Below are 24,989 nucleotides of genomic sequence, written 5' to 3' on the forward strand. Positions count from 1 at the left end.
GCGCTGATCAAGGCGATGCGGGGGCTGCAACGGCGCCAGCGGGAGGTGCTGGTGCTGCGCTACTTCGCGGACATGCCCCGCACCATTTCCCACCACCGTTCCGCACGGTAAAAGCACGGCAAAACACGCACGTCAAGCGGCCACCCGGACCGCCTGAGCGATCTTTTTCGGACTTTCCCGCCCATCGCGCCCTCACGGCTCCGGAAGCCTCGCCATCGACCCGCGGGGTGCTGACAGTACGTCAATTACTCCGGGGGAGAGACGGTCCGGGCCCGCCGCGTCGGCTATGTCTTGAGGGCGGCGGCGATCGGACGGTGGTCACTGCCGGTTGCAGGGAGGGTCCAGGCATCGATGGGGGTGATACCCCGGGCCAGGACGTGGTCGATGCGGGCAAGAGGGAAGGCCGCGGGCCAGCTGAAGCCGAAGCCGGTTCCGGCCCTGTCCTTGACGGGAGTCAGCCGGGAGGTCAGTGATGCGAGCCTGCGGTCGGTGGTGGTGCCGTTGAGGTCGCCCAGCAGCAGGACCTTCTTCTGCTGTTCGTGGTCGAGGGCCCGGACAAGGGCAGTGAGGGTGTCATCGCGCCGGGCCGTGGCGAAGCCGGATGCGCCGACGCGGACCGAGGGCAGGTGGACCACGTAGACGGCGAGGGGGCCCTTCGGTCCCCGGACGAGGGCGCGCAGGGAGCGGCTCCAGCCGGGATCGATGGTGACGCGCCGGGATTCGATGATGGGGTAGCGGCTCCACAGTGCGACGGTGCCGATGTGCACGGAGTGGGTGAGCCGGCGGTCCAGCACCTTCCGGTAGGCAGGCAGCGCATCGTCGGTGATCTCCTCCAGGGCAACCAGGTCGGGGTCGGCGGCCAGCAGCGTCCGGGCGGTCGCGCCGGGGTCGGGGTTGGCGGCATGGACGTTGTGGGTCACCACGGTCAGGTTCGGCTCGGCGTCGCCGCGCCCGCCGAGGAACAGGGGCGCGAACAGGGCGGACCACACGGCACCGAGAAGGAGGGCGGCGACGACCGCCGGCACGGACCTGCGGAACAGGGCGGCCAGGAGCAGCACCGGTACGGCCAGGCCGGTCCAGGGCAGCACGGTTTCGAGCAGGCTGCCCAGGTTGCCCGGCACATCGGGCACGAACGAGTGGCAGACCAGCACGAACCCCGTCGCCACCGCGGCAGCAATGAGGATCCGGTCCCCGTGCCGTCCCGGGCCGGGACCGGGAACGGCGGTCGGTGTCTCGGCGGGATCGGAGAATCCGCCTCCGATGTGCACATCCGGGTAGGGGTCCTCGCGCAGATCTGCCATGGCATGTCCTTCGGAAGGGGCTGGCGTCGACTCACGGGCTGAACTCATCGCCGGTCAGCCGGCCGCGCTGCTCAGGGGCGCCGGGCAGGTGCCACCTGGTTCGGTCAGAAGCTCGAAGTGCCACATCTCGTTGCTGTAGACCTGGCACAGGCCGTAGTCGGAGCCGTGGCGTATGAGCCAGTCGTCGGCGTCGGTGGGGCCGATGTCGACCGCCTTCCCGGACACATGTGTCGACTTCTGCGGGGTGTTCACGAACTGCCTCGCCTTCTCGGCGCTCCCGTACTTCTCGATGCCCTCGTCCAGCAGGCGCTGCTGGTGCGCCTTGCTGCGCCATCCCGAGGTGACGCGGAATTCGATGCCGTCCTCGCGGGCGTCCCGGGCGGCCTTCTGCACGGCCTTCAGCAGGCGTTCGTCCAGACGGCCGACGGCCGGGTACCCGGTGTCGAACGGGGTGAGCTCACGACCGTCCGGGCGGTCACCTCCGTCGGTGTCGTCCGGAGCGGCCTCCGCACCCGATTCACCGCCGTCCGCCACGTGGTCCGCCGCCGTGGCCCGCACGGCCGGTTCGCTCCGCGCCGTCACGCCCCAGATCGCTGCCAGCGCCACCACCGCGGCCGCGCCCGCTCCTGCCGCCGTCCGCCCGGGGAAGCGCCGCGCCGCCGTGGCGGAGCGGTTCGCGGTGGGGTCGTCGTGCATGTGCGCCTCCGGGCATCTCGTACGGGCGGCGGGTGCCGCGGACCGATGCTCCGAGTGAACGGCGGTCCGTGTTGTCGGACCGTTTCGATTTCCCGATACGTTTTCGATAGGCCCGTACTGTTCCCATGGGGTCGGTACGGGCAGGCCGACGACCGGCCAAGTGAGGCGCAGAGCAGGAGAGGCCGTATGCGGGTGCTGATTGTCGAGGACGAGCTGTATCTCGCCGAGGCGGTGCAGGCGGGACTGAGGCTCGAAGCCATCGCCTCCGACATCGCCACGGACGGGGACACCGCCCTGGAGCGCCTCGATGTGAACGAGTACGACGTCGTCGTGCTGGACCGCGACATCCCCGGGACGCACGGGGACGACGTGTGCCGGATCATCGTGGAGCGGCGCCTCGGCTGCCGTGTGCTCATGCTGACCGCGGCGGGCCTGATCAACGAGAAGGTCGCCGGGTTCGAGATCGGCGCCGACGACTACCTGACGAAACCCTTCGATCTGAAGGAGCTGGTCGTGCGTCTGCGTTCGCTGGCCCGCCGGCCCAAGGACGGCACACCCCCCGTCATCGACTACGCCGGAATCCGGCTGGACCCGTTCCGGCGTGAGGTCTTCCGCGACGGCAGATACGTGGCGCTCACCAGGAAACAGTTCGCCGTCCTGGAAGTCCTCATGACCGCGCGGGGCGGCGTCGTCAGCGCGGAGGTGCTGCTGGAACGGGCCTGGGACGAGAACGCCGACCCGTTCACCAACGCGGTACGCATCACCATGTCCACGCTCCGCAAACGGCTCGGTGAACCATCGGCCATCCACACCGTGCCCGGTGTCGGATACCGTCTCGCCGGGCCTGCGGGGCACCACGGGGCAGCGGGGCACACGCGGTGAGGCGCGCGCCCGCACCCCACCGAGCCGGAGGAGCGGACACGGCCGAGGGCCCGGCGCGGTCCGGGCGGCCGCGGCGGCTGACCGCCAGGATGAAGCTCACCCTCACCTACGCCCTCTTCGTCGTCGTCGCCGGGGCGTTCAGCCTGGTCGTGGTCTACCTGGCCATGCGCTTCGTGCCCAACTACCCGCTGGGCGACGTGAACCCGCAGGCCGCTGCCGTCGCCACACGTCCGGACATCCTTCAGGCCCTGGTCAAGGCATCCGGCGTCACCCTGCTGCTGCTCGCACTGATCGGGCTCGGCGCCGGCTGGCTCATCGCGGGCCGCGTCCTGCGCCCCCTCCAGGACATCACCCGAGCGGCTCGCCGGGCCGCCGACGGCTCCCTGGACCACCGCATCGGACTCACCGGTCCCCGCGACGAGTTCACCGAGCTCTCCGACACCTTCGACGACATGCTCGCCCGCCTGCAGCGGTCCTTCGACGCCCAGCAGCGCTTCGCCGCCAATGCCTCGCACGAACTGCGCACCCCGCTCGCCGTCAGCCGCACCATGCTCGACGTGGCCGTCGCCGACCCCGACGGCCAGGACTACCGCCGGCTGGTCTCCCGGCTCCGCGAGACCAACCAGCGCGGCATCGACATCACCGACGCCCTGCTGCAGCTCTCCGCCCTCGACAACACCCCGCCGGCCATGGAGCGGCTCGACCTCGCCGACACCGCCCGGGGCGCCGTCGACACCGTGGGCGAGGAGGCCAGGACACGCGGCATCGCCGTCTTCGCCGACACCCGCCAGGCCCCGGTCACCGGCAACGGCGTACTGCTGCGCCAGCTCGTCCTGAACCTGCTCCACAACGCCGTACGCCACAACCTGCCCACGGGCGGATCGCTCTCCCTGACCACCGGCCCAGACCCGGCCCGACCCGGCCGCACCCTTCTGACCGTCACCAACACCGGACCGTCCGTGTCCGACACCGTCGACCGCCTCACCGAACCCTTCCTGCGCGGCAGCGGCCGCCTGGCCGAGCAGGACCCCACGCGCCGCGGCCACGGTCTCGGCCTGGCCATCGTCTCCAGCATCGTCCGCGCGCACCACGCCGAGCTGGCCCTGGCCCCCAACCCCGGCGGAGGACTCGCCGTCCGGGTGTCGCTGCCCGGCGCCGGATAGGGTCGTGGCCCGCCCGTCGCACTGAGCGCAGGAACTAAACCGCGCAGTGAGGACGTTATGCCTGACCGGCACCGATTCATGAAGGGGTCGGGCGGATGTGGAGGCATGGCCGGAAGGCCGACTCCTGGCGCGACACCTTCGAGCGTCGGCGGAACAAGGGACTCCCCCACTCCAACCGTGGCCGGTTCGGGTACTACCGTTGCGAAACCTGCCCCAAGTGGGAGTTCGGCAAGAAGCTGGAGACCTGCCCCAAGTGCCGCAACGGGATCTTGAAGGTCGACCCGGTGACTGGTCCTGTTCTGGCCCAGCTCTATCGCGACTATGCCGCCGGCATATCGGTCCGCAGGCTGCTGGTCGACCTCAACCGTCGGGGCATCAAGACCACTCCATGTGCGTGAAGTGCAAGGAATCGGCGCGGGGCGGGCTTGCGGTGAACATCATCGAGTGCTAGCCGGAGAATCTCGTTGCGTTGATCGGACGTGACGGGCTGCTCGGCCCAGTGCCAGGAGACCGTCGCCCAGCCGGAGGACGCCGTGCGGCCGACGTGGCGAATCAGCCGAATCCGCCGAACCACCACAGAAAGGGCTTTCCGGGTACGGAAATTGCCGATCTGCGCCCGCCATACCGGCCCGCTACAAGGTGGGCAACAGGAATATCTCTCTCCGCGCCCGATGCAGCATGTGGCACAGCGATCTGCAGCAACCTGACCACATGGGCACCTCGATCGAGTAGCTCCTCAAGGGCAGTGTTGTCCCCGCGAGGCGAAGAAATGCCTTGCAGAACTGAGGGGGAGTCACACCACAATGCCGTCCTACACCCGCCGCAGAAACAGCGACGCACGCTTCCGCACATCGTTCACGCTGATGCTCTGCTCCTTCCTGGGAGCCGGCACCCTGCTCTTCACGGCGCCGGCGAATGCCATGGCCGATTCCCGCGAGGCGGTATCGCCGGCCTCCGCTGGGAACGCTGTTCACCACGTGGCCCAGGAAGCACTGGCATCCGGGCTCGACATCCTCATGTCCCTGGCCGAAAACGTTCACGACTGGGGGTGACCCCGGCCTGAGCCGAGTCCCATAAGAACGCGGATGACCCGCCGGCCGGCTGAACCACCGCCCTGGCAGCGCTGCGGACCAGCCCGAAACGACCCTGCGCCCGGCGCCTTTGCCTCGCCGCGTTTCTGCCGGCCAGGAGCGGGTCGAGCGACCCGTACCGGCCATGTGCGCACAGCTTCAGACAAACGCAGCGGATCCGACACCCGAGCTCGCTACCCGACTCGCCTCCCTGTCATCGGCGAGGGCACGGTACCGACGTGGACACCGCCTCCACCGTATGAGAGCGATGGACTTCACCATGCCTGTTGAGCATCGGATCCAGATCACAGTTTCCGAAGGCGAAGCCGCCAGCATGATCCCGGAGACGGCAATAGTCCGCCTGATCTCCTTATTGCCGGTCTCCTGGAACGCCTACCTGACCGGATTGACCCCTGACCGTGCGCAGTTGTCGCTCACCCTTCCGGAAGGGATGCACCCCGCCGAGGCCGAGGCTGTCATCGACAAGGCACTGCGTCAGCCGGAACTGCGGGGGTGGTCTCAGACCCCCCCAAGGCTGGACACCGACCGGGTCTGACGCCGTGGGACACCGGCCCTGGTCCACCGGGGTTTCGGCTACAGGGGGGCAGCGCCATGCCCGAGCCCCGTTGGCCTGGCCTCTATCCTTTCGTCACTTCTTCGCCTGTCCATCTTTTTCATACGCGGAGGCAACTGATGAACACCTCGAGCAGATCGGTTTCTGCCACCAGGAACACCAGACCCACGCTGCCGGACCAGGCGCGGAGAAGAGCAGCCGCCGAAGGGCGGCGCAGCGACGTACTCACCACGCGGGTGGGACTGCAGATGCCGCCCGACCTCAGTTTCGACTCGTGGCAACGAGCGGGTGGCCAGCTGGCCGGAGTGGTCGATTCGTCCTCCTGGTGGCTGGGGGATTGGCTTGTATACGGGAAGGACCACTACGCCGACCGGTACCAGCTGGGCATCCGCACGGCCGGACTCAAGTACCAGACACTGCGCAACTACGCCTGGGTCGCGAGACGCTTCGACATGCAGCGCCGAAGGTCGGGCCTGACGTTCCAGCACCACGCCGAAGTTGCCTCACTCACCGTCGACATGCAAGAAGCCTGGCTGAACGAGGCGGAGAACAAAGCGTGGACGACGAAGCAGCTACGGAACGCCATCAAGGCTGTCGAAACCACTGACTCGACCGAGGTCGCTCGGCAGGATGCGATACGGCAGCTGACCGTTCCTGAAAACCGAATCGGTCGGTGGAACAAAGCAGCCGAACAGTCCGGAATCAAGTTCGAGAAGTGGGTGCTCGCAACACTTGACAGCGCCGCCGGACAGGTCCTGGAGCCCGAGGAGGATGTCGCGGCGATCAGCGCCTGACTTCCTCCTCCGGTCCTACAGGTGTTCGGTCGCCGTCACGTGGTCGAACACCCCACAGCCGCCCCCGAGTTCATCAGGGGCGGCTCAAGTCGTGTCCGCAGACGGGGTCACGACCTCTCGGGCGATCCGAAGAGCGCCGCCCGCCGCATCGATCGGCGGCCGGTCACGGCAGCTTGCCGATGAGCCGGGCTGTTTCCCGGTGCTGTCCGGAGGGGTGCTCGGCGAAGGACTCACGCACCCGCTTGCGGACATGAGGTTCCTGCTCCTGGCTCAGCTTGAACATCCCCTCCGCGCCGGTCACGTTGACCCGGAACGCGCCCACGCCCGCGACGATCTTACGGAAGTAGTCCACCGAATCCGTCATGTCCCATCCCGTACCCAGCCCGCCTTCGAAGGCCCGGACCGTGGACTTGACGACTTCGAGAGTGTCTTCCGTGGACTCGATCTTCTCCACCACCCCGTGCACGTGGACAGAGGTGAAGTCCCAAGTCGGCGCGGCCGGCGACTTCTGGTACACCGTGGGCGACACGTACGCGTGAGGTCCGGCGAACACCAGGAGGACGGGCTGGCCTGCCTCGAGCGCCGTCCAGTGCGGGTTCTTCCGGTTCATGTGTCCCAGGAGCATGCCTCCCGACAGGTCATCAGCCCAGTCGTCCGTCATCCGCGGATCCTGAATCACCGGCAGGTGCGTCGCCCATGGCCCGGCCTCCGGACCGCCGTTCGTCACGCACAGCGCAAGCGGATTCTCGCGTATCAGGTCCACCATCCAGGAGACGTCGGGCTGGCGGTATTGAGCGGGAACAAACATGCCTTCATTCCTTCCAGTGTGCGAGGTCGAAGTGTGTCGCTACAGGCCGACAGCGGTGTCTCGGCGACAGGACAGCGGGTCCCGGAAGATGTTGATCGAAGACACGTGCCGCTCTCGGAAATCAGCATCCTCGACCCCATGGCCTTCCGTTGGGGCAAGGCACAGAACGCCCACCTTCCCGCTGTGCTCATTGCGTTGAACCGCGCGCGTGGCAGCGCCTGTGGCCGACAGCGGAAATACCTGACTGAGGGTGGGGTGCACCATTCCGCGTGCGATCAATCGGTTCGCTTCCCACGCCTCGCGATAGTTGGCGAAATGAGTACCCACGATGCGCTTGAGGTTCATCCACAGATAGCGGTTGTCGTACTCGTGCTGGTAGCCGGACGTGGAGGCGCAGGTGACCACCGTCCCACCGCGGCGCGTGACGTAGACACTGGCTCCGAACGTCTCCCGACCGGGGTGCTCCAGGACAATGTCAGGGTCTTCACCGCCCGTGAGCTCCCTGATGCGGGCGCCGAAACGGCGCCACTCCCCGACGTCCTGAGTGGTGTCGTCCTTCCAGAACCGGTATCCCTCGGCAGCCCGGTTGATGACCAGCTCCGCTCCCATGGCCCTGACGATCCGGGCCTTCTCCTCGCTGGATACGACGCACACCGGTATCGCGCCACCGTTGAGGGCCAGTTGCGTCGCATAGGAGCCCAGGCCGCCACCCGCCCCCCAGATCAGCACCACGTCGCCCTGCTTCATGTCGGCGCCGTTGCGGGAAATGAGTTGACGGTACGCCGTTGAGTTGACCAGGCCGGAGGAGGCCGCTTCCTCCCACGTCAAGTGGCCGGGTTTGGGCATCAGCTGGTTGGTCTTGACGAGGGCGAGCTCGGCGAGCCCTCCGTAATTGGTCTCGAAACCCCAGATGCGCTGTGCGGGATCCAGCATCGTGTCGCCGTGGCCATCCGGGGACTCCAGCTCCACCGACAGGCAGTGCGCGACGACGCGGTCCCCCGGTTTCCAGTTGCTCACGCCAGGACCGGTACGCAGGACCACACCGGACAGGTCCGAGCCCAACACGTGGAAGGGCTGATCGTGCCGGTCGGCTCCAGGAATGGAACGGGCGTAGCGCTCGAGGAACTTGAAGGTGGGAAGCGGCTCGAAAAGGGAGCTCCACACCGTGTTGTAGTTGATGGAGCTGGCCATGACCGCGACGAGCGCCTCGCCCGGGCCGGGTTCCGGAGTCGGAACATCCTGAATGTGTACCGATTTGCTCGGATCCTTGTCGGAGGTTGCCATGCCGCTGAACATGGCCGTCTCTTCTTTCAGAACAACGGCACCGCGATAGGACTCCGGCACCTCCAGGGCCGCGAAGTCCTTCTCCTGGGCATCGCCGGAGAGCACCGCGCTGACTATCTCTTTCATCCTGGCATCCTCAGATCTTCTAGGGTCGGGTGAGCGAGTCGGCTGCCGACCACCGTGACGTCACGCATGGCGCGGTGCCGAGCCGGTGACGCCGGAACGATCGCGTCCAGTCCTGGCCGGCGCCCGGCGGGCGAGTCCGCGGCACGTCCGCCGGGAAACTCCCCCGATATTCCCCGGGGGAAGGACGAAATACGGTCCGGAAGAAAAAGGAATTACTCCGCGCAGGCATCTTCCCCAGGCATCTCGTTCACCACACCGGACCCGCGAAAGTGGCGCTCCGGCAGAAGACACACACGAGGCGGCCGTCGACCGCACCGCGACCGGTAATGGCTCCGTCACCATAGCGCCACCGGCCCTTTGTCGGCACTGCCGGAACCACTCAGCGCGTCGAGTTCGACTAAGGGCTGTCCCGTAATCCCCGGTGGATCAGCGCGCGGCGTCAGATGCGGTGCATCGCAAGGCGGAGGGACGTCCGCATACTGGATGTATGCGGATGTTCCGACAACGCGGCGAGGTGCCGTAGCTGACGTCGTGCGCCCACCGGGGATTACGGGACAGCCCTTAAAGGTCGGCAATGCTGGCGCCCCCGGCACTCCATTACTGGCGAATCCCTGACGGAACCCGGACCCTATTCCTGTATAGAATGGGAGCCGAATAATTCAGCCCCCTTCGCCCTTCGCGCGGACGGCACCGCCCGACCGCCCCGTGTCCTGCTGCCAGGACACGGGTGGCGTCCACCGCGACGGCACACCTGACACCGCCGACGCCATCAGTGACGTCATCACTCGACCAAAATGACGTCACTCTGCTTGCAGTGACGTCACTCATGACGCTACGGTGACGCCATGGACCTAGCGCCGCATGTCACGAATCTCAGCAGAGCGCTCGCTGCGGCCGGCACGGCCGGAGGCGCGGAGGCCGAGGCCTTCCTTGAGCGCTTTGCTATCCCCCTTGAGTCGGCCATCCGGCTCACGCTTTTGGAGGTGGTGTCAGACGTTGCGGACGAGATCAGCGCGAGCCTGCCCGAAGGCTCTGTGGATGTTCGCCTTCGCGGCAGCAACCCCGGGTTCCTGGTCACCACGTCACCGGGCCCGGAGGCGGACGAGACGCAGGACACCCACGGTCCGTCCAGGGCGTCATTGACAGCCGATGAAGGCCCTGTCTCGCGCATCACCGTCCGCATGCCGGAACGCTTGAAGCAGCAGGTCGACGAAGTCGCCGGCCAGGAGGGGGTTTCGGCCAACGCCTGGCTCGTGCGGGCCGCCGCCACTGCCCTGCAGACCGCTCGCCGCAAGGGCCCGGGCAGAAGTCGTGGTCTGCGCGTCAACGACAGCCGGGAAGGCTGGTTCAGCTAGTCCTGCCCGACCACACCCCCACTCCCAGAAGGGCCTTGCCATGCCTGCTTTCGAAACACCCGAGCCTGTCTCCGTCAGCCTCGAACTCATCGCCGCCGATGTGAACATCACCAGCGGGGACCGCACCGACACCCTTGTCACCATCAGCCCCGGCAGCGACAGCGAGGGGGCCACGCGAGCCGCGGAGCAGACCGTGGTCGAGTACAAGAACGGCAAGCTGCTGATCAAGACACCCAAACCGCGTCGTGGGCTCTTCTCCCGGACCCGTTCCCCCGAGGAGGAGAAGGAGTCGGCCATCGACGTCACCATCGAGCTGCCCGCGGGCTCGGACATCCGCGGCAGGGCAGCTCTTGGCAACTTCACCGGCCACGGCCGCCTCGGCAACTGCCGTTTTGACTCCGCATGCGGAAGCATCCGGCTCGAGGAGACCGCGGACCTCCGCGTGGAGGCCGCCCTCGGCGACGTGACGATCGGCCGCGTGACCGGCACGGCGGACATCACCTCGACGCACGGCGATCTGAAGATCGAACATCTCGACGGGCCCGCGCACATCAAGAACCTCAGCGGTACCACGACCATCGGTGATGTCACGGGCGACGTGCAGGTAACCGCGACGAGTGGTGAGGTCTCCATCGGGAGGGCGCACAACGGCGTGACGGTGAAGAACACCAACGGCGACATCTATGTCGGCGAGGTCATGCGCGGCGAGATCGTCCTGGAGACCACTCGTGGCTCGCTCGGCGTCGGCGTGCGCGAAGGAGTCGCAGCCCGCCTCGACGCGCAGAGCCTGCTGGGGGGCGTACAGAACGCTCTCGCCCAGTCGGCCGCGCCCTCCGGCTCCACCGACACGGTCCGGCTGCGTACGCGCACCGTCGTCGGTGCGATCGACATCCACCGGGCCTGACCCAGCACATCCATCCAGCAAAAAGTAACGGAAGGAGGGGGCGTGACGACTCCCCAAGCATCGATCCACGTCACCGGCTTACGCAAGGCGTACGGCAGCAATGTGGTCCTCGACGGCATCGACCTGGAAGTGACGGCAGGCACGATCTTCTCGCTGCTCGGACCCAACGGAGCCGGCAAGACCACTACGGTGGAGATCCTGTCGACCCTCATCGATGCGGACGCAGGCAGTGTCCGCATCGCGGGCCATGACGTGGCCCAGGATCCCCAGGCCGTGCGCGCCGCCATCAGTGTCACCGGGCAGTTCTCCGCGGTGGACAATCTGCTCACCGGTCGCGAGAACCTCATCATGATGGCCGATCTGCACCATCTGGGCAGGCGCGAGGCGCGGCGCCGGGCCGACGAGCTCCTCGATCAGTTCGACCTCGTGGAGGCGGGCGCCCAGCGTGCCCTGGCCTACTCCGGCGGAATGCGTCGCCGACTCGACCTGGCCATGACCCTGGTCCGCCGGCCCGACGTCATCTTCCTCGACGAGCCGACGACCGGGCTCGATCCCCGCAGTCGGCATGCCATGTGGGACATCATTCGCACGCTTGTCGCCGACGGCGTCACCATCTTCCTCACCACGCAGTACCTGGAGGAAGCCGACCAGCTCGCGGACCTCATCGCGGTGCTCGACCAGGGCAAGCTCGTGGCGCAGGGCACGGCGGCCGAACTCAAGCGCCGTGTCCCCGGAAGCTATGTGCGCCTGGAGTTCGGTGCACAGCATCAGCTCGAGACGGCGCTTCTCGCACTCGACGACGCCCGACGGGACGACGACGCCCTGGCTCTCCGGGTGCCGAGCGACGGCAGCGTCCACTCGCTGCGAGGTCTGCTCGACCGGCTGGACGAACGGGCGGTCGAGGTGGCCGAACTGACGGTCCACACGCCCGATCTCGACGACGTGTTCCTCGCCCTCACCGCCCCTGTGCGCCGTCCGAAGGAGTCTGTCCGATGAGCGCCCTCGGCTATTCCGTCAGCGATTCGATGACGATGCTGCGACGCAGCCTGCGCCACGGGATCCGCTTCCCCGCCATGCTCGTCTCCAGCCTGGTGACCCCCGTCGTCCTCCTGCTCATGTTCGTCTACATCTTCGGCGAGTCCCTCGGCGCCGGCGTCACCGGGGCTTCGGGAGGCCGCGCAGACTACCTCGACTACATCGCGCCGTCGATGATCCTGCTGACCGTGTGCTACGGCGGCGGAAGCACAGCCGTGACGGTCAGCGTCGACCTCACCGAGGGCATCATCAAGCGGTTCCGCACGATGCCGATGTCCCGCGGGGCCGTGCTCACCGGTCATGTCCTCGGAGGCTTCCTGCGGACGATGGCGACGGTCACGCTGGTGCTGATGGTCGCCCTGGTCATGGGGTTCCGGCCCACCGCCACTCCCGTCGAGTGGGTCGCCGCGATCGGTGTTCTCGCACTGCTCAGCTTCGCGCTCACCTGGCTCATGATCGCCTTCGGGTCAGCCGCCAAGTCCCCCGGAAGCGCCAACACCGCGGCCATGCCCCTGCAAATCCTGCCTCTCATCAGCAGTGCCTTCGTTCCCACGGACTCCTTGCCGGCCGGGGTGCGCTGGTTCGCCGAATACCAGCCCTTCACGCCGATCATCGACACCCTGCGCGGACTGCTGATGGGCAGTGCCATCGACAACAGCGCGTACATCGCGCTCGGTTGGCTCGTCGGCGTCACCCTCGTGGGCTTCTTCTGGGCCCGGGTCGCCTTTCACGGACGAGGACGCTGACCTCCGGTAGGACGTACCCGCACAGCAGCCACCGGCCCCGATCGACTCGGGGACTCGGTGGCTGGTGTCGTAGCGGGCCGGAGGCGGAGTCAGGTCGTATACGCGTCGGCCAGGCTCAGCGCCTCGTCGAGGATCCCCAGACCTTCCTTCGCTTCCGCCTCGGTGAGGGTGCACGGTGGAGCGACGTGCGTGCGGTTCATGTGGACGAAGGGCCACAGCCCGTTCTCCCGACAGGCAGCCGTGAACGCCGCCATCGGCACGTTGTCCGCCCCTGAGGCGTTGTACGGAACGAGCGGCTCTCGGGTATCCCGGTTCCGCACCAGTTCGAGCGCCCAGAAGACGCCCACCCCGCGTACCTCGCCCACGCATGGGTGCCGCTCGGCCAGCGCGCGCAGCCCCGGTCCGATCACGTCGGCGCCCAGGCGGAGGGCCCGTCCCACCACATCCTCCGCGGCCATCGCTCCGATCGTCGCGACAGCGGCGGCACAAGCGAGCGGATGTCCGGAGTAGGTCAGGCCGCCGGGGTAGGGGCGGCGGGCGAAGGTGGCCGCGATCTCCCCGCTGATCGCGACGCCGCCCAGCGGAACATAGCCGGAGTTGACGCCCTTGGCGAACGTCAGCAGATCGGGCACGACACCGAAGTGGCCGGCGACGAACCATGCGCCCGTGCGTCCGAAACCCGACATGACCTCGTCGAGCACGAAGACGATTCCGTGGCGGTCGCAGAGCTCGCGCACGCCGGCGAGATAGCCGGGCGGCGGCACCATGATGCCGGCGGTGCCCGGGACCGTCTCCAGGACGATCGCCGCGACGGTCGCGGGCCCCTCGAAGACGATGGTGTCCTCCAGGTGCCGCAGCGCGCGCTCGCACTCCTGCTCGGCGCTCTCGCTGTGGAACGGTTGATCCGCTCACGGTCGCTCCGCTGTGGAGGGTGAGGCATCATCATGTCCCTTTCGCATAAGTAGCGTTGGTGAGGGCGAGGCGGCGGCCGATTTCCGGGGCCGCCCCAGCGCGGACATGCGGGCGGCCCCGGAAATCGTTGAGGGACGATTTCCGGGGCCGCCGGATGACCACGGGGGAACCGCACGGGGGATGAAGGCTCCACCCGCGGTCGCCTGAGGGAGGGCTGAAGGGCGGTTACACCCGGTCCCAGGTGACCGGCAGCTTCCACAGTCCGTAGAAAGCGATCTCGTCGCGCACAGGTACCTCTTCCGGCTCGACAGCGAGCCGGAGTGTCGGAAAGCGCTTGGCCAACGCAGGGAGGGCGACCTGCAGTTCGACACGTGCCAGCTGCTGCGCGACGCACTGGTGGATGCCGTGGCCGAAGGACAGGTGACCGCGGGTCGACCGAGTGAGGTCCAGGTCGTCGGGGGCGCCGAACTTGGCGGCGTCGCGGTTGGCGGCCGCGGTCGAGACAGTGACCATGTCGCCGGCCTTGATGAGGTGCCCGTCGAGTTCGACGTCTTCCAGGGCGGTGCGGGTCAGAATCGGGAGCACCGCGGTGTAGCGCAGCAGTTCCTCGACTGCCCGCCCTTCCGCCTCGGGTTCGGCGGCGTCACGCAGCACCGCGTACTGCTCCGGATTACGCAGCAGGGCGAACGCCCCGAGAGCCAGCGTCCCCGCCACGGTGTCGAGACCGGCGCCGAGCAGCGTGAGGCCGAGATTGATGATCTCCTCGTCGGTGAAGTCGCTCGTGGCGAGGCCGCTGAACAGGTCGTCGGTGGGTTCGTCGCGCTTCGCCAGCATGAGGTCGCTCATGAAGGTGCGCACCGCCATGTAGGCCTGCTGCTGCTCCTGAGCCGGGGCCTTGCTGCGGCCCAGGGAGTGCATGTGGTCGACCATGTCGAAGAACTTCTGGCGGTCGTCGTAGGAGACTCCGAGCAGTTCCGAGATGACGACACCGGGAATGCGGCGGGCGAAGGCCTCCACCAGGTCGACCGGGCCCTCCTGCTTCTCCATGTCGTCCAGGCAGTCGCGGGTGATCTCCTCGACGCGCTCGGTGAGCTGGCGCATACGGCGCACGGTGAACTGGCCGGTCAGCTGCCGCCGGTACCGGGTGTGATCCGGCGGGTCCATGAGGGAGAGGAACCCGGGCGGGGGCGGCGGCGGGGTCTCCATCGCGGGAGCTCCCTGGATGGGCGCGCGATGGTAACTACCGCTGCTGAAGCGGGTGTCGGCCAGAACCTGGCGTGCCAGGGCGTGGCTCGAGACCAGCCAGCCCTCCACATCGCCCGAGAAGAAGATCCTGCTGAGCGGGGTCTTCTCCCGGATCTCCGCCAACGGCTCGGGCGGATTGAACGGACAGCCGCTCGGCCGCTCGTTCGGCAGCCAGATCGCTTCTGGGAGCAGCTCGGTCATGTATTTCTCCCTCATAACGAAGTCATTCCGCAACGAACTAGATATCCCAGACGCGATGAGTCGCCGTACCTGCATTTTCAGGCCATTTCGGTTGCCCGTACTCCGGCTCGGATCGCTTGCCAGGAGGGCGTATTCGCCATCTTCACGGCACCCGTGTGCACCGTTATCTCGGCTTTCCACCGCAGGAGCAACCGCAAATGCCTCAGCCCCTCTCCTGGAGGGGTCGGCGGATGCTCAGCCGACTATAGGGGCCCGGGGCGACGAGGGATAGAGTCGAGCGTTTTCCGGGCCTCACACTGTCCTGCCGACAGGACATCGATTGCTCAACCCACCGTTGATGCAGGTATGTTCAGGATCGGTGGCGACCACCCCGAAAGACCGGAACCACTCAATTATCGGGACCGAACAGAATCGGGATCGATCGGAAATCGAAGAAGGATGCTCCCATGCCATCTTCTACGTCCCACGACGACACGGCCCGCTCTCCGGACAACACGGTCGTGGAGCAATCCGTCATTGATTGGCTGCGCACCGAACTCGAAGACCCGGAGATTATCGCCTCCGACAATTTCCTTGATGTCGGCGGCCATTCACTCACCTTTGCCAGGCTCAACCTGTTCCTCGCCGAATCGTTCGGTGTGAGCCTCGACATGAAGGTCGCCTATGACGAGCCTCTCTCCGTGGCCGTGGCCAAGGCTCAGCCGACCCGCACGTCCGCATAGCCGAACCAAGGAAGGCACAGCATGACTGCCAGCGCCGAGCGGGACACGCTCTCCCTGTCCGCCGAGGAACTCACGTTCTTCCACAGGAACGGCTTCATCGGCCCGCTGACCATCTACACCCCCGACGAGATGGACCAGCTGTGGAGGCAGGTCCACCGCGAGACCCTGGATCGCGGCCACGCCGCGTATCCGGAGGTGGATGCGAGCGTCGGGTCGCCGAACATCTTCAACTACGACCGCCATCTCGACATCGACCGGCTGGTCGAGCATGTCTGCAACCAGAAGATCGTGGACCGGGTGGCATCGATCCTCGGACCCGATCTTCTCTGCTGGCGCTCCGAGTTCTTCCCCAAATACCCGGGCGACGAGGGCACTGACTGGCATCAGGCAGACACCTTCGCCAACGCCAGCGGCAAGCCCCAGTTGCTGTGGCCCGGCGAGTCGGAGGACGACTTCGGCGCCGGCACCATCACGGTCTGGACCGCGTTCACGGACTCGACTCGCGAGAACGGCTGCCTGCAGATCATCCCGGGCACGCAGAACAAGATGAACTACGACGAGACGAAGCATATGGAGTTCGACGAGGGCCGCATTAACGCGGAGGTCAAGGACGGCGTACCGCGCGGGTTCTTCGGTTACGACTACCGGCAGCTCCAGGTAGACCCCGACTGGAAGCCCAACGAGGAGGACGCCTACTCCCTCGTCATGGAGCGCGGCCAATGCGTCATCTTCTGGTCCACGCTGATGCATGCGTCCCTGCCCAACATCAGCAAGGGCAAGAACTACCGCATGGGATTCGCCACGCGCTACGTCCCGACCAAGGTGCGGGTCTATCCGGACACGGACCACATCGAGGAGTACGGGGGGAGCATTTCCCTGGAGAAGTGGGGTGCCGTTCTGGCGAGGGGCCGCGACGAGTACGGACACAACAAGATCATCACCGAGACGCTGCGGGGAACTCCGGTCCGCACGGTGGCGGCCGGCTGACGACTCCCGTGGACGCATCGCCGCCGGCTTCTGCATCGCCCAGGGGCCGGCGACGCCCGCGTGCCGGGGAGACCGGAGACCATGAACGGTGGTGCACTGTTCAGAGGGGCCCAGCCGTATGAGACCAGTGGTCGCACTCATCCCCCCGTCGTGCTGCGGTGCGGGCTATTTTCGCCGGCTGCGCCGCGCACTGCCGGACGAAGTCGACGTTCGCGCGGTGGAACTGCCGGGTCGCGGGCGCCGTTACGCGGAGCCCTTCGTCACCAGCGCCTCGGCCGCCGTGGCCGATGTGCTGGCACAGATCGATGGGCCCGTCGAGATCATCTACGGGGAGAGCCTCGGCGCCTACATCGGACTCGCGGTCGTAGCGGCGCTGGGCGGGGGACGGCGGCCTGCCCTGGTCGCGGCTTCCAACTCGCCGCCTTCGGCGCAGCGGACCATCGCGACCGCCGACGCCGACACCCTGGAGTCGGCAGTCGCGACCCTGACGTCCATGGGCGGGGTGATTCCCGACGAGGTGCTCCGCGATCCTGAACTGGCCGCTGGAGCCTTTCCGTTGATTCGCGCGGATCTCCTCCTGTCGCGGTCCTTCGTCGAGACCGCGCGCACGACGGCCATCTCTGGCGATCTGACGGTCCTCCACGGCTCCTTGGACACCTCGTTGTCCGATCTGTCCGGTTGGGCCCGGCACACCACGGGCCACTGCTCGTCCGTGCGGCTGCACGGCAGCCACCTGCTCACCGCGACCAATCCCTCGGGCGTCGCCGCCGTACTGCTCGCCACCCTGACCGAGCTCTGAGGCGGCGGCCCGCCCCAGAGCTCCGGAAAGGAACACGATGACGCTCTCCTCCGGGCCGACACCCGGCCTGACGGAACATCAAATGCTGCTCTTCCTTCTGCAGATCAGCTTGCTGGTCGCAGTCGCTGTGCTGCTCGGGCGGGTCGCCGCGCGGCTGCACATGCCTCCCGTCGTGGGCGAACTGACTGCGGGCGTCGTACTGGGGCCCTCGGTGTTCGAGAACATCGCCCCCGGGCTTTCGCACTGGCTCCTGCCGCGCGAAGCGGAGCAGATGCATCTGCTCAACATCGTCTCCCAGTTGGGCGTCCTGCTGCTGGTCGCCATCACCGGGGCGCACATCGACCTCGGACTGCTGCGCCGCAAACGGCAGGCCATCGGCCTCGTCAGCGCGAGTAGCGTGCTGCTGCCTCTCGCCCTCGGCCTCGCCCTGGGTTTCCTGCTGCCGAGCTCGCTGATGGGCGGGGAGAGCGATCGCGGCACCTTCGCCCTGTTCATCGGCGTGGCCGTGGCAGTGAGCGCGCTCCCGGTCATCGCCAAGACACTCCTCGACATGGGCCTGCTGCACCGCAACGTGGGACAGATCATCGTCGGGGCGGCCGCGGTCAGCGACATCGCCGGCTGGCTGCTGCTGTCGATCGTGTCGGCGATGGTGACGCACGGTCTGCGCATGGGCGTGGTGATCGAGTCGGTCGGCCTGCTGATAGTCGTGCTGGCCGTCGCGGCCTTCCTCGCGCGACCGCTGGCCGCGCGCGTACTGCTTCCCGCCGAGCGGTCGTCCCAGCCCGGACTCAGCCTCTCCCTCATATTCGCCATGGTCATGCTCAGTGCTGCGGGTACGCACGCACTGGGCATGGAGCCCATCCTCGGCGCCTTCCTGTGCGGCATCGTGGTGAGCTCCCTCGGCACGGCGAGCCGTCGGTCCATCGACTCCATGCGGGCCTTCGTCATGGCGACGCTGGCCCCGCTCTTCCTCGCCACGGCAGGACTTCAGGTGGACCTCTCCACCCTGGCCCGTCCCGGGGTACTGATCGCCGGAGTGATCACCCTGGCGGTGGCCGTCGTCGCCAAGTTCGCCGGGGGCTACCTCGGCGCCCGGCTCGGCCGCCTCGACCGCGCGGAGTCTCTCGCCATCGGGGCCGGCCTCAACGCCCGCGGCGTGGTGGAGATCGTCCTGGCCTCCGTGGGCCTGCGTCTCGGTGTCCTGAACACCGCTTCGTACACCGTGATCGTCCTGGTCGCGGTGGTGACCTCCGTCATGGCTCCGCCCATTCTGCGGTGGTCCACAGGGCGCATCGCCCCGACCAAGGCCGAGATCGATCGTGAACGGGAGTTCACCGCTCAGCCCGTCTGAAGCGGTCCCGTCGCTCCTCAACACTCGCACCGAACATCGGAGTTGTTTTCATGTCCCGTCAGTCCTCCGCGTCGTCGCTCGGACGCTCGCACCATCCCGGACGTCTCAGACGCCTCAGAGCGACCCTGATCTCGCTGTCACTGGCCGTTGTCGCCACGGTCGGCTCGTCCGCGGGCACGGCGTCCGCCGAACAGCCCGCCGCGACCGAACGCCCCGCCATCGTCGATGTGCCGGGTACGAGGAACGCGTCCGAAGCGGACCGGCAACGCGCTCTGCTGGCCCACTGGACCCCCGAACGCGTCGAGGAGGCGCTGTCGAACGAGCGGGGCGCCGCATCCGGGGCCCTCCGCCAGGCCGACACCGCCGCGGTGGAAGGCCCGTACTCCACAGCCGTCGGCAAGCTCGTCTTCGAGCACGCCAACGGAACGCCCGACGCCTGCACCGGCACCGCCGTCAACAGCGACTCCGAGGTCCTGGTCCTGACGGCGGCGCACTGTCTGCACGAGGGCCCGGGCGGCACATGGACCAAGAACCATGTCTTCTACCCTGCCTACCACGACGGGAGCGCGCCCTACGGCGCGTTCACGGCATGGAATATCGCGACCTCGCCCTTCTGGAGCACCGGCGCCAAGCCCGACTACGAGAACGACTACGGCATGCTCGTAGTCAATGACAACGCCAAGGGCGAGACCGTCGTCGAGGCGGCCGGCGGCTTCCAGATCGTCCCCGACATGCGCACCGGTGAGCAAGTCACCCTCCTGGGGTACTCCGGTCCGCCTTACGACGGCAACCATCAGGAGTTCTGTCAGGACCTGGTGGAGCCCACCGTGCCGCCCATCAACATGTGGCAGGTGGAGTGCCCCAACATGAAGCCGGGCTCCAGCGGCGGGCCATGGCTGCTGGATTACGACTACGACACCGGAGCCGGCTACATCGCCGGCCTGAACAGCATCAACGACACGGGCTCCTTCACGGCATCGCCGCGCTTCGACGCCGACATGCAGGAGTTCTACGCCATGATGGAACAGATCGGCGAGGCCCGGCCCTAGGACCTGCCGGTCTGACAGCGCGTCGAACCGGCGGAGGGGGCGGTGGGCCTGATGAGATCACGGGATCCGGCACCCCCTCACGTACCGGCCACGCATCCCGGCGGTGGCTGGGGTGCGCAGCTTCCACCGCTGCCGGCGCCGCCGGTCGATCTCGACTCAGCGCAGTGTGACGGGGACGACGTCCCCGTCACACTGCGCTCCCTTGTGCTGTCCGCGCGAACGAGGAAGAACCTCCCGCAAACCGAAATCACCGCCCAAGAACGCGGCGCGGGTCCGGACGAACAGCAGGAGGCCCGTCTCCAGGCGGTGCGCCGGGGGTTGTTCTCGCTCCTGGGGGCGTCACTGGACACGGACCCCGTGGCTGTCGACATCGATGACGGCCCCTGCCCGCACTGCGGGCGGCTGCACGATTTCACGGCGGCTTCCCCGGCCGGCCGCAGGTCGCACTTCGCCCTGGTCGAGCACGGGGATCTCGTCGTGTACGCGGTCTGCCGTTCTCCCATCGGGCTCGGGCTCGCCGTGCCCGACGGCGTCGAGCCGGAGGAACTGACGCGGGCCCGCAAACCGGCCCGGATCGCGGCGCAGCAGCGGGCCGTGGCCCGCGGCCGGTGTTCCCGGCCCCGCGACGGTTCGGTGCAGTACATGGTGCGCTACGTCGACGTCGCGCCCGAGCACGGGTGCGTCGTCTCGGTGGTGTACGAGATGCCCTGGCCCAAGGAAACAGCCCGGCTCCCGGAGCCCGTCGACTGAATGACGGGCTCCGGGAGCCGGGCGGCCTTCGCCTGCCGGCGTCACCCCACCTCCAGCTCCCGGCTGATGATCTCCGCTATGGCCGCGGCGGGTTCCGGCAGATGCATCGCGTGGTGGCTGCACTCGATCTCGTACTCCTGGATACCGCCCAGGATGTACGGCTTCCAGTGCTCGGCGATGGCCTCCGGGGAGTCCACCGTCGCGCTGAAGAAGAGCGCTCGCCCGTGAAAGGCCGGCGAGGTGAACCGGCGCATCAGGGCGAGATGCTCCATCTGGATCTCCGTCATCCGATCCACCAGGCCCTCGTGGTCGGCCATCGACACGTATGCCTCGAACATCCGCCGTACCTCGGCCTCCGGGGCGTCCTTGACGTCCGCGAAGAACGCGCTGGGGGCGCAGTCGAGGAGAGCCAGCAGCGCCACTTCGTGTCCGCGCCGCTCCAGTTCACCCGCTGCGGCGTGGGCCAGCGTTCCGCCGAAGGACCAGCCCGCCAGGTAGTAGGGCCCCTCCGGCTGCACCGTGAGCAGCTCGGCGATGTAGTCCGAGACCATCTCCTCGACCGACTTCGGCAAAGCGGCGTCGCCGTCCAGGCCGCGGGCCTGGATTCCGTAACTGGGCCGGTCGGCCGGCAGATGTGGGGCGAAGCCCATGTAGCACCAGCTCAGTCCGCCTCCGGGGTGGAACCACCACACCGGAGGCCGTTCCCCGCCCGCCTTGAGCGGCAGCACCACGGCGTACGGGTCCGACGACTGGTCCGTGTCGATTCCCGAGGCGAGGCGTCCGGCGAGACCCGCAACCGTCGGGGACTCGAAGACCGCCCGGATCGGCAAACGCACGCCGAGGAGCATCAGGATCCTGTTCGTCAGCCGGGTCACGAGCAGCGAGTGCCCACCGAGATCGAAGAAGGAATCATCGATTCCGACCCGCTCCGCTCCGAGCGCCTCCGCGAACAGCCCGCACAGCACCTGTTCCTGCGCCGTGCGCGGCGCCCGGTAGGCCCCCGCCCCGAATCCGGGGTCAGGCAGCGCCGACCGGTCGAGCTTGCCGTTCGGGGTGAGCGGCATGCGGTCGAGCACAACCACCGCGCTCGGCACCATGTAATCGGGGAGCCGTCCGCTCAGTTCCTCACGCAGCCCCTCCGCGGTGACCCGGACATCAGGACCGGCCGCCGGTGTCACATAGCCGATCAGGCGGCGCCCCGTTCCCTGGCCCTCGCGGGCCACGACCACGGCCTGCGACACCGCGGCGCTCGCCGTGAGGGCCGCCTCGATCTCGCCAGGCTCGATACGGAAGCCGCGGATCTTGACCTGATGGTCGCTCCGTCCGGCGTACTCCAGCTGCCCGTCGGTGTTCCACCGCGCCAGGTCGCCGGTGCGGTACATCCGGTCCCCCGGTTTTCCGTAGGGGTCGGCGACGAACCGATCGGCCGTCAGTGCGGTCTGTCCGTGGTAGCCACGTCCCAGGCATGCCCCGGACACGTAGAGCTCACCGACCACGCCCACCGGAGCGGGTTCGAGGCCCGAGTTGAGCACGTACGTCCGCACGTCCCCCAGCGGTGCCCCGATGGGGGCGCCCGCGCCCGCGGGCTCGCCGGCTGCTCGCGGTCCGTGCTCCGATGCGCTCCAGAGCGTCGCGTAGAACGACTCGCTCTGCCCGTAGGCGTTGACGACCCGCGCACCCGGCAGCGCCTCACCGATGCGCTCCACGAGAGCCATCGGCAGCGCCTCGCCCGCGAAGACGAGCGTGCGGGCGCCGAGGTCCGCTCCCTGCTCCAGCAGCTCCGCGAAGACCGAGGGGACGGTGCTGATGATGTCCGCGCCACGGCCGCCGCCCTCCCCCAGGACGAGAGCGTCGCGGACCAGCTCGATGCTCGCCCCTGTGGTCAGCGCGGTGAACATCTCGAACACGGACACGTCGAAGTTGACCGAGGTACCGGCCAGCATCCGTTGTCCGGGCTCCACGCGCAGCGCACGTGCCAGCTGGGCGACGCCCCCGGTGACGTTGCCGTGGGTGATGGCGACGCCCTTGGGCGATCCGGTCGAGCCGGACGTGTACATCACGTACGCCGTGTTGTCCGGACGCGGTCCGGCCTGCCGGGCCGCGGGAGGGACACGGACGGCTTGGGCCTCCTCCTCGACGGCGTCGAAGTACAGGTGCGGGACGTCGCTCGGCGGGAGCACTGCCTCGGTGGCGGCGTCGGTGAGCACGAGGTGCGGATGTGCGTGCGCGAGAACGTACGCCAGCCGGTCGCTGGGGTAGGCGGGGTCGATCGGCAAGTAGGCGCCGCCCGCCTTGAGCACGCCGAGCAGCGCGGCCACCAGGCGCGGTGTGCGCGGCAGGGCCAGGGCGACCACGGTCTCCGGTCCGACCCCCCGGCGCACCAGGCCGTGCGCCACCTGGTCCGCCCATGCGTCGAGTTCTCGGTACGTCAGCGCCGTACCGTCGCCGACAAGGGCGACGGCGTCCGGGCTCGCCGTGACCTGCTGTTCGAAGGCGGCCGGAATCGTGGTCGGGACGAGCTCGGTGGCCGTGTCGTTCCACGTGTCGAGCACCAGCCGCCGCTCCGCAGGCTCCAGCAGCTCCAGTCGGCCCGCACGGGTCCCGGGCTCGGCGGCCGCCTGCCGCAGGACACACCCGAAACGCTCGGCGATGTCCGCGGCCTCGGACTCTCCGTAGAGGCCGTGCTGGTAGTGCAGGGTCAGCCGCAGGTGCGGTTCGGTCACGGCGATCACGGTCAGCGGGTAGTGCGTGCCCGAGTACGGGCGGATACCGGTCACGGCGATGTCCGATGCCGCGCCGGCGTCACCGAGACCCTCCTGGTCCACCGGATACGACTCAAACGCGATCATGGTGTCGAACAGGATGCTCAGCCCGCTGTCACGGTGTATGGCCGTGAGCCCGTAGTGGTGGTGGTCGAGCAGGGCGGCCTGTCGGCTCTGCAGCCCGGTGAACACCTCTGCGAGGCTCTGCCCCGGGGCACACCTCACGCGTACGGGAACGGTGTTGATGAACAGGCCGACCATCGAGTCGGCCCCGGACAATGCGGGAGGACGACCGGACACGGTGGCGCCGAAGACAACATCCTGGCGCCCCGTCAGTCCTGCCAGGGTCAGCGCCCAACTGCCCTGCACCAGCGTGTTGATCGTGACGCCGAGCTCGGCGGCTCGTCGCGCCAGCGTCTGGGCATCGTCCGCTGTCAGCGGCACCGAGAGCTGTCCGGTGCCCGCCCGGTCGCCGTGCGCCGGCTGAGCCGGGGCGAGGAGGGTCGGTTCGTCCACGCCTTCCAGTTCGCGCGCCCAGGCCTGTGCCGAGGCGGCCTGGTCCTGCTCGGAGAGCCAGGTGAGGAAATCACGGAAGGCGCGGGGCTCGGGCAGCTCGGCGGCGTCGCCGTACGAGGCGTAGAGGCGCAGCAGGTCCTGAAGGAGGACGGGCAGCGACCAGCCGTCGAACAGGACGTGGTGGGCGGTCAGGACGAGATGCGAGACCTGGTCGTCGAAACGGACCAGGGTCATGCGCAGCAGCGGCGGCCGGGCCGGGTCGAAGTTCGTCCGCAGATCCTGGGCGAGCAGTTCCTCGTAGGCCCGCTCACGTGCGGCGTCGTCCGCCAGGGTGGTCATGTCGACCACGTCCCAGGGCAGTTCGACGTCGTCGACGACGAGTTGGACGTGTCCGCCGGTGGTGTCGGGGACGAACGCGACCCGGAGGTTCGGATAGCGGTCGATCAAGGCCTGTCCGGCCGCGCGGAGCCGGTCGGCGTCGACCGGTCCGCCGAGCTGGAAGGCGAGCTGCATGGTGTAGGCGTCGAACGCGGAGTCGGCGAGCATCGCGTGGAAGAGCAGACCGGACTGCAGCGGCGTCAGCGGCCACACGTCGGACAGACCGTGATGGGCCTTCTCCCACACCTCCAGTTCCTGCTGGCCGACCTCGACCAGGGGCAGGTCGGAGGGGGTGAGGCCGCCGGCCCTCTCGTCCGTACGGACATGACTCGCCAGCGCGGTGAGCGCGTCGACCCACAGGTCACCCAGCTCACGCACGTCGGCGGCGGACAGAATCCCGGTCGGGAAGCTGAGAACCGCGCCCAGCTGCGGTCCCTCGGCCGTGTCGGAGGCCACCGCCGTCACATCCAGCACGGACAGTGCGGGCATGTCGGGGTCGAGGTCGGCCATGACGCCGCCTTCGGGAGCCTGGACCCAGCCCAGACCCCGCAACTCCTCCGGCATGTCCGCCGAGGAGAA

Annotated in this window: 22 protein-coding genes and 2 pseudogenes; 17 read left to right on the forward strand and 7 right to left on the reverse strand. The window is 68.1% G+C overall.

Going from position 1 to position 24,989, the window contains the following annotated elements; all coding sequences use genetic code 11:
• A pseudogene (locus ACWCQ6_RS29595) lies at window positions 1–75 on the forward strand (SigE family RNA polymerase sigma factor); the annotation flags it as partial.
• Between the two features lie 209 nt (window positions 76–284).
• Here ACWCQ6_RS29595 and ACWCQ6_RS29600 read toward each other — a convergent pair.
• Together ACWCQ6_RS29600 and ACWCQ6_RS29605 are read right to left on the reverse strand one after the other, a co-directional pair.
• Complete coding sequence (locus ACWCQ6_RS29600) at window positions 285–1,301, reverse strand: endonuclease/exonuclease/phosphatase family protein (protein ID WP_451094361.1); 1,017 nt, start codon at window positions 1,299–1,301, stop codon at window positions 285–287.
• Between the two features lie 54 nt (window positions 1,302–1,355).
• Window positions 1,356–1,997, reverse strand: a complete 642-nt coding sequence (locus ACWCQ6_RS29605; RefSeq protein WP_451094363.1) for a M15 family metallopeptidase — start codon at window positions 1,995–1,997, stop codon at window positions 1,356–1,358.
• 186 nt (window positions 1,998–2,183) lie between these two features.
• On the opposite strand from ACWCQ6_RS29605, the gene ACWCQ6_RS29610 reads away from it, so the two are divergent.
• The 6 genes from ACWCQ6_RS29610 (at window position 2,184) to ACWCQ6_RS29635 (ending at window position 6,480) form a co-directional block, all read left to right on the forward strand.
• Window positions 2,184–2,879, forward strand: a complete 696-nt coding sequence (locus ACWCQ6_RS29610) for a response regulator transcription factor (protein ID WP_451094365.1) — start codon at window positions 2,184–2,186, stop codon at window positions 2,877–2,879.
• 89 nt (window positions 2,880–2,968) lie between these two features.
• Window positions 2,969–4,042, forward strand: a complete 1,074-nt coding sequence (locus ACWCQ6_RS29615; protein ID WP_451094367.1) for a sensor histidine kinase — start codon at window positions 2,969–2,971, stop codon at window positions 4,040–4,042.
• Window positions 4,043–4,137: 95 nt separating this feature from the next.
• Complete coding sequence (locus tag ACWCQ6_RS29620; RefSeq protein ID WP_451094369.1) at window positions 4,138–4,440, forward strand: hypothetical protein; 303 nt, start codon at window positions 4,138–4,140, stop codon at window positions 4,438–4,440.
• Window positions 4,441–4,845: 405 nt separating this feature from the next.
• Complete coding sequence (locus tag ACWCQ6_RS29625; RefSeq protein WP_451094371.1) at window positions 4,846–5,094, forward strand: hypothetical protein; 249 nt, start codon at window positions 4,846–4,848, stop codon at window positions 5,092–5,094.
• Between the two features lie 286 nt (window positions 5,095–5,380).
• Window positions 5,381–5,668 (forward strand): hypothetical protein, encoded by a 288-nt coding sequence (locus ACWCQ6_RS29630; protein ID WP_451094373.1) that lies wholly within the window; start codon window positions 5,381–5,383, stop codon window positions 5,666–5,668.
• 137 nt (window positions 5,669–5,805) lie between these two features.
• Window positions 5,806–6,480, forward strand: a complete 675-nt coding sequence (locus tag ACWCQ6_RS29635) for an LmbU family transcriptional regulator (protein WP_451094375.1) — start codon at window positions 5,806–5,808, stop codon at window positions 6,478–6,480.
• A 163-nt stretch (window positions 6,481–6,643) separates the two neighbouring features.
• On the opposite strand, the gene ACWCQ6_RS29640 is transcribed toward ACWCQ6_RS29635, so the two are convergent.
• Window positions 6,644–7,288 (reverse strand): FMN-binding negative transcriptional regulator, encoded by a 645-nt coding sequence (locus ACWCQ6_RS29640; RefSeq protein WP_451094377.1) that lies wholly within the window; start codon window positions 7,286–7,288, stop codon window positions 6,644–6,646.
• A gap of 39 nt (window positions 7,289–7,327) precedes the next feature.
• On the reverse strand, window positions 7,328–8,698 hold the full coding sequence (gene ccrA, locus ACWCQ6_RS29645) for a crotonyl-CoA carboxylase/reductase (protein WP_451094379.1): 1,371 nt from the start codon (window positions 8,696–8,698) through the stop codon (window positions 7,328–7,330).
• 845 nt (window positions 8,699–9,543) lie between these two features.
• Between ccrA and ACWCQ6_RS29650 the strand changes: the two genes are divergently transcribed.
• Genes ACWCQ6_RS29650 through ACWCQ6_RS29665 form a run of 4 tightly spaced genes read left to right on the forward strand, consistent with a single transcriptional unit; the run spans window position 9,544 to window position 12,738 of the window.
• Window positions 9,544–10,053, forward strand: coding sequence for a hypothetical protein (locus ACWCQ6_RS29650; RefSeq protein ID WP_451094381.1), 510 nt, complete (start codon window positions 9,544–9,546; stop codon window positions 10,051–10,053).
• Between the two features lie 40 nt (window positions 10,054–10,093).
• A complete protein-coding gene (locus ACWCQ6_RS29655) occupies window positions 10,094–10,957 on the forward strand; it encodes a DUF4097 family beta strand repeat-containing protein (protein ID WP_451094383.1) in 864 nt (287 codons plus the stop codon).
• 42 nt (window positions 10,958–10,999) lie between these two features.
• A complete protein-coding gene (locus tag ACWCQ6_RS29660; protein ID WP_451094385.1) occupies window positions 11,000–11,953 on the forward strand; it encodes an ATP-binding cassette domain-containing protein in 954 nt (317 codons plus the stop codon).
• Entirely contained in the window at window positions 11,950–12,738 is a 789-nt protein-coding gene (locus tag ACWCQ6_RS29665) for an ABC transporter permease (protein ID WP_451094387.1), read from the forward strand. Before ACWCQ6_RS29660 ends, ACWCQ6_RS29665 begins: the two co-directional genes overlap by 4 nt.
• Window positions 12,739–12,827: 89 nt before the next feature.
• Here ACWCQ6_RS29665 and ACWCQ6_RS29670 read toward each other — a convergent pair.
• A pseudogene (locus ACWCQ6_RS29670) lies at window positions 12,828–13,637 on the reverse strand (aminotransferase class III-fold pyridoxal phosphate-dependent enzyme); the annotation flags it as partial.
• 238 nt (window positions 13,638–13,875) lie between these two features.
• Window positions 13,876–15,096 (reverse strand): cytochrome P450, encoded by a 1,221-nt coding sequence (locus tag ACWCQ6_RS29675; RefSeq protein ID WP_451094389.1) that lies wholly within the window; start codon window positions 15,094–15,096, stop codon window positions 13,876–13,878.
• Window positions 15,097–15,542: 446 nt separating this feature from the next.
• Here ACWCQ6_RS29675 and ACWCQ6_RS29680 point away from each other — a divergent pair, with 446 nt between their 5' ends.
• The 6 genes from ACWCQ6_RS29680 to ACWCQ6_RS29705 all read left to right on the forward strand — a co-directional run bounded on the left by ACWCQ6_RS29680 (window position 15,543) and on the right by ACWCQ6_RS29705 (window position 20,754).
• Window positions 15,543–15,818: an acyl carrier protein gene (locus ACWCQ6_RS29680; RefSeq protein ID WP_451094391.1), complete on the forward strand. Its 276-nt coding sequence runs from the start codon at window positions 15,543–15,545 to the stop codon at window positions 15,816–15,818.
• A 21-nt stretch (window positions 15,819–15,839) separates the two neighbouring features.
• Window positions 15,840–16,805 (forward strand): chlorinating enzyme, encoded by a 966-nt coding sequence (locus ACWCQ6_RS29685; protein ID WP_451094393.1) that lies wholly within the window; start codon window positions 15,840–15,842, stop codon window positions 16,803–16,805.
• 118 nt (window positions 16,806–16,923) lie between these two features.
• Window positions 16,924–17,604 (forward strand): thioesterase II family protein, encoded by a 681-nt coding sequence (locus tag ACWCQ6_RS29690; protein ID WP_451094395.1) that lies wholly within the window; start codon window positions 16,924–16,926, stop codon window positions 17,602–17,604.
• 37 nt (window positions 17,605–17,641) lie between these two features.
• On the forward strand, window positions 17,642–18,955 hold the full coding sequence (locus ACWCQ6_RS29695; RefSeq protein ID WP_451094397.1) for a cation:proton antiporter: 1,314 nt from the start codon (window positions 17,642–17,644) through the stop codon (window positions 18,953–18,955).
• A 50-nt stretch (window positions 18,956–19,005) separates the two neighbouring features.
• Window positions 19,006–20,004, forward strand: coding sequence for a trypsin-like serine peptidase (locus tag ACWCQ6_RS29700; protein WP_451094399.1), 999 nt, complete (start codon window positions 19,006–19,008; stop codon window positions 20,002–20,004).
• 204 nt (window positions 20,005–20,208) lie between these two features.
• Entirely contained in the window at window positions 20,209–20,754 is a 546-nt protein-coding gene (locus ACWCQ6_RS29705; protein ID WP_451094401.1) for a hypothetical protein, read from the forward strand.
• Between the two features lie 41 nt (window positions 20,755–20,795).
• On the opposite strand, the gene ACWCQ6_RS29710 is transcribed toward ACWCQ6_RS29705, so the two are convergent.
• On the reverse strand, window positions 20,796–24,974 hold the full coding sequence (locus ACWCQ6_RS29710; RefSeq protein ID WP_451094403.1) for an amino acid adenylation domain-containing protein: 4,179 nt from the start codon (window positions 24,972–24,974) through the stop codon (window positions 20,796–20,798).
• Window positions 24,975–24,989 lie beyond the last annotated feature (15 nt).

Source organism: Streptomyces sp. NPDC001880 (genome assembly GCF_053594575.1).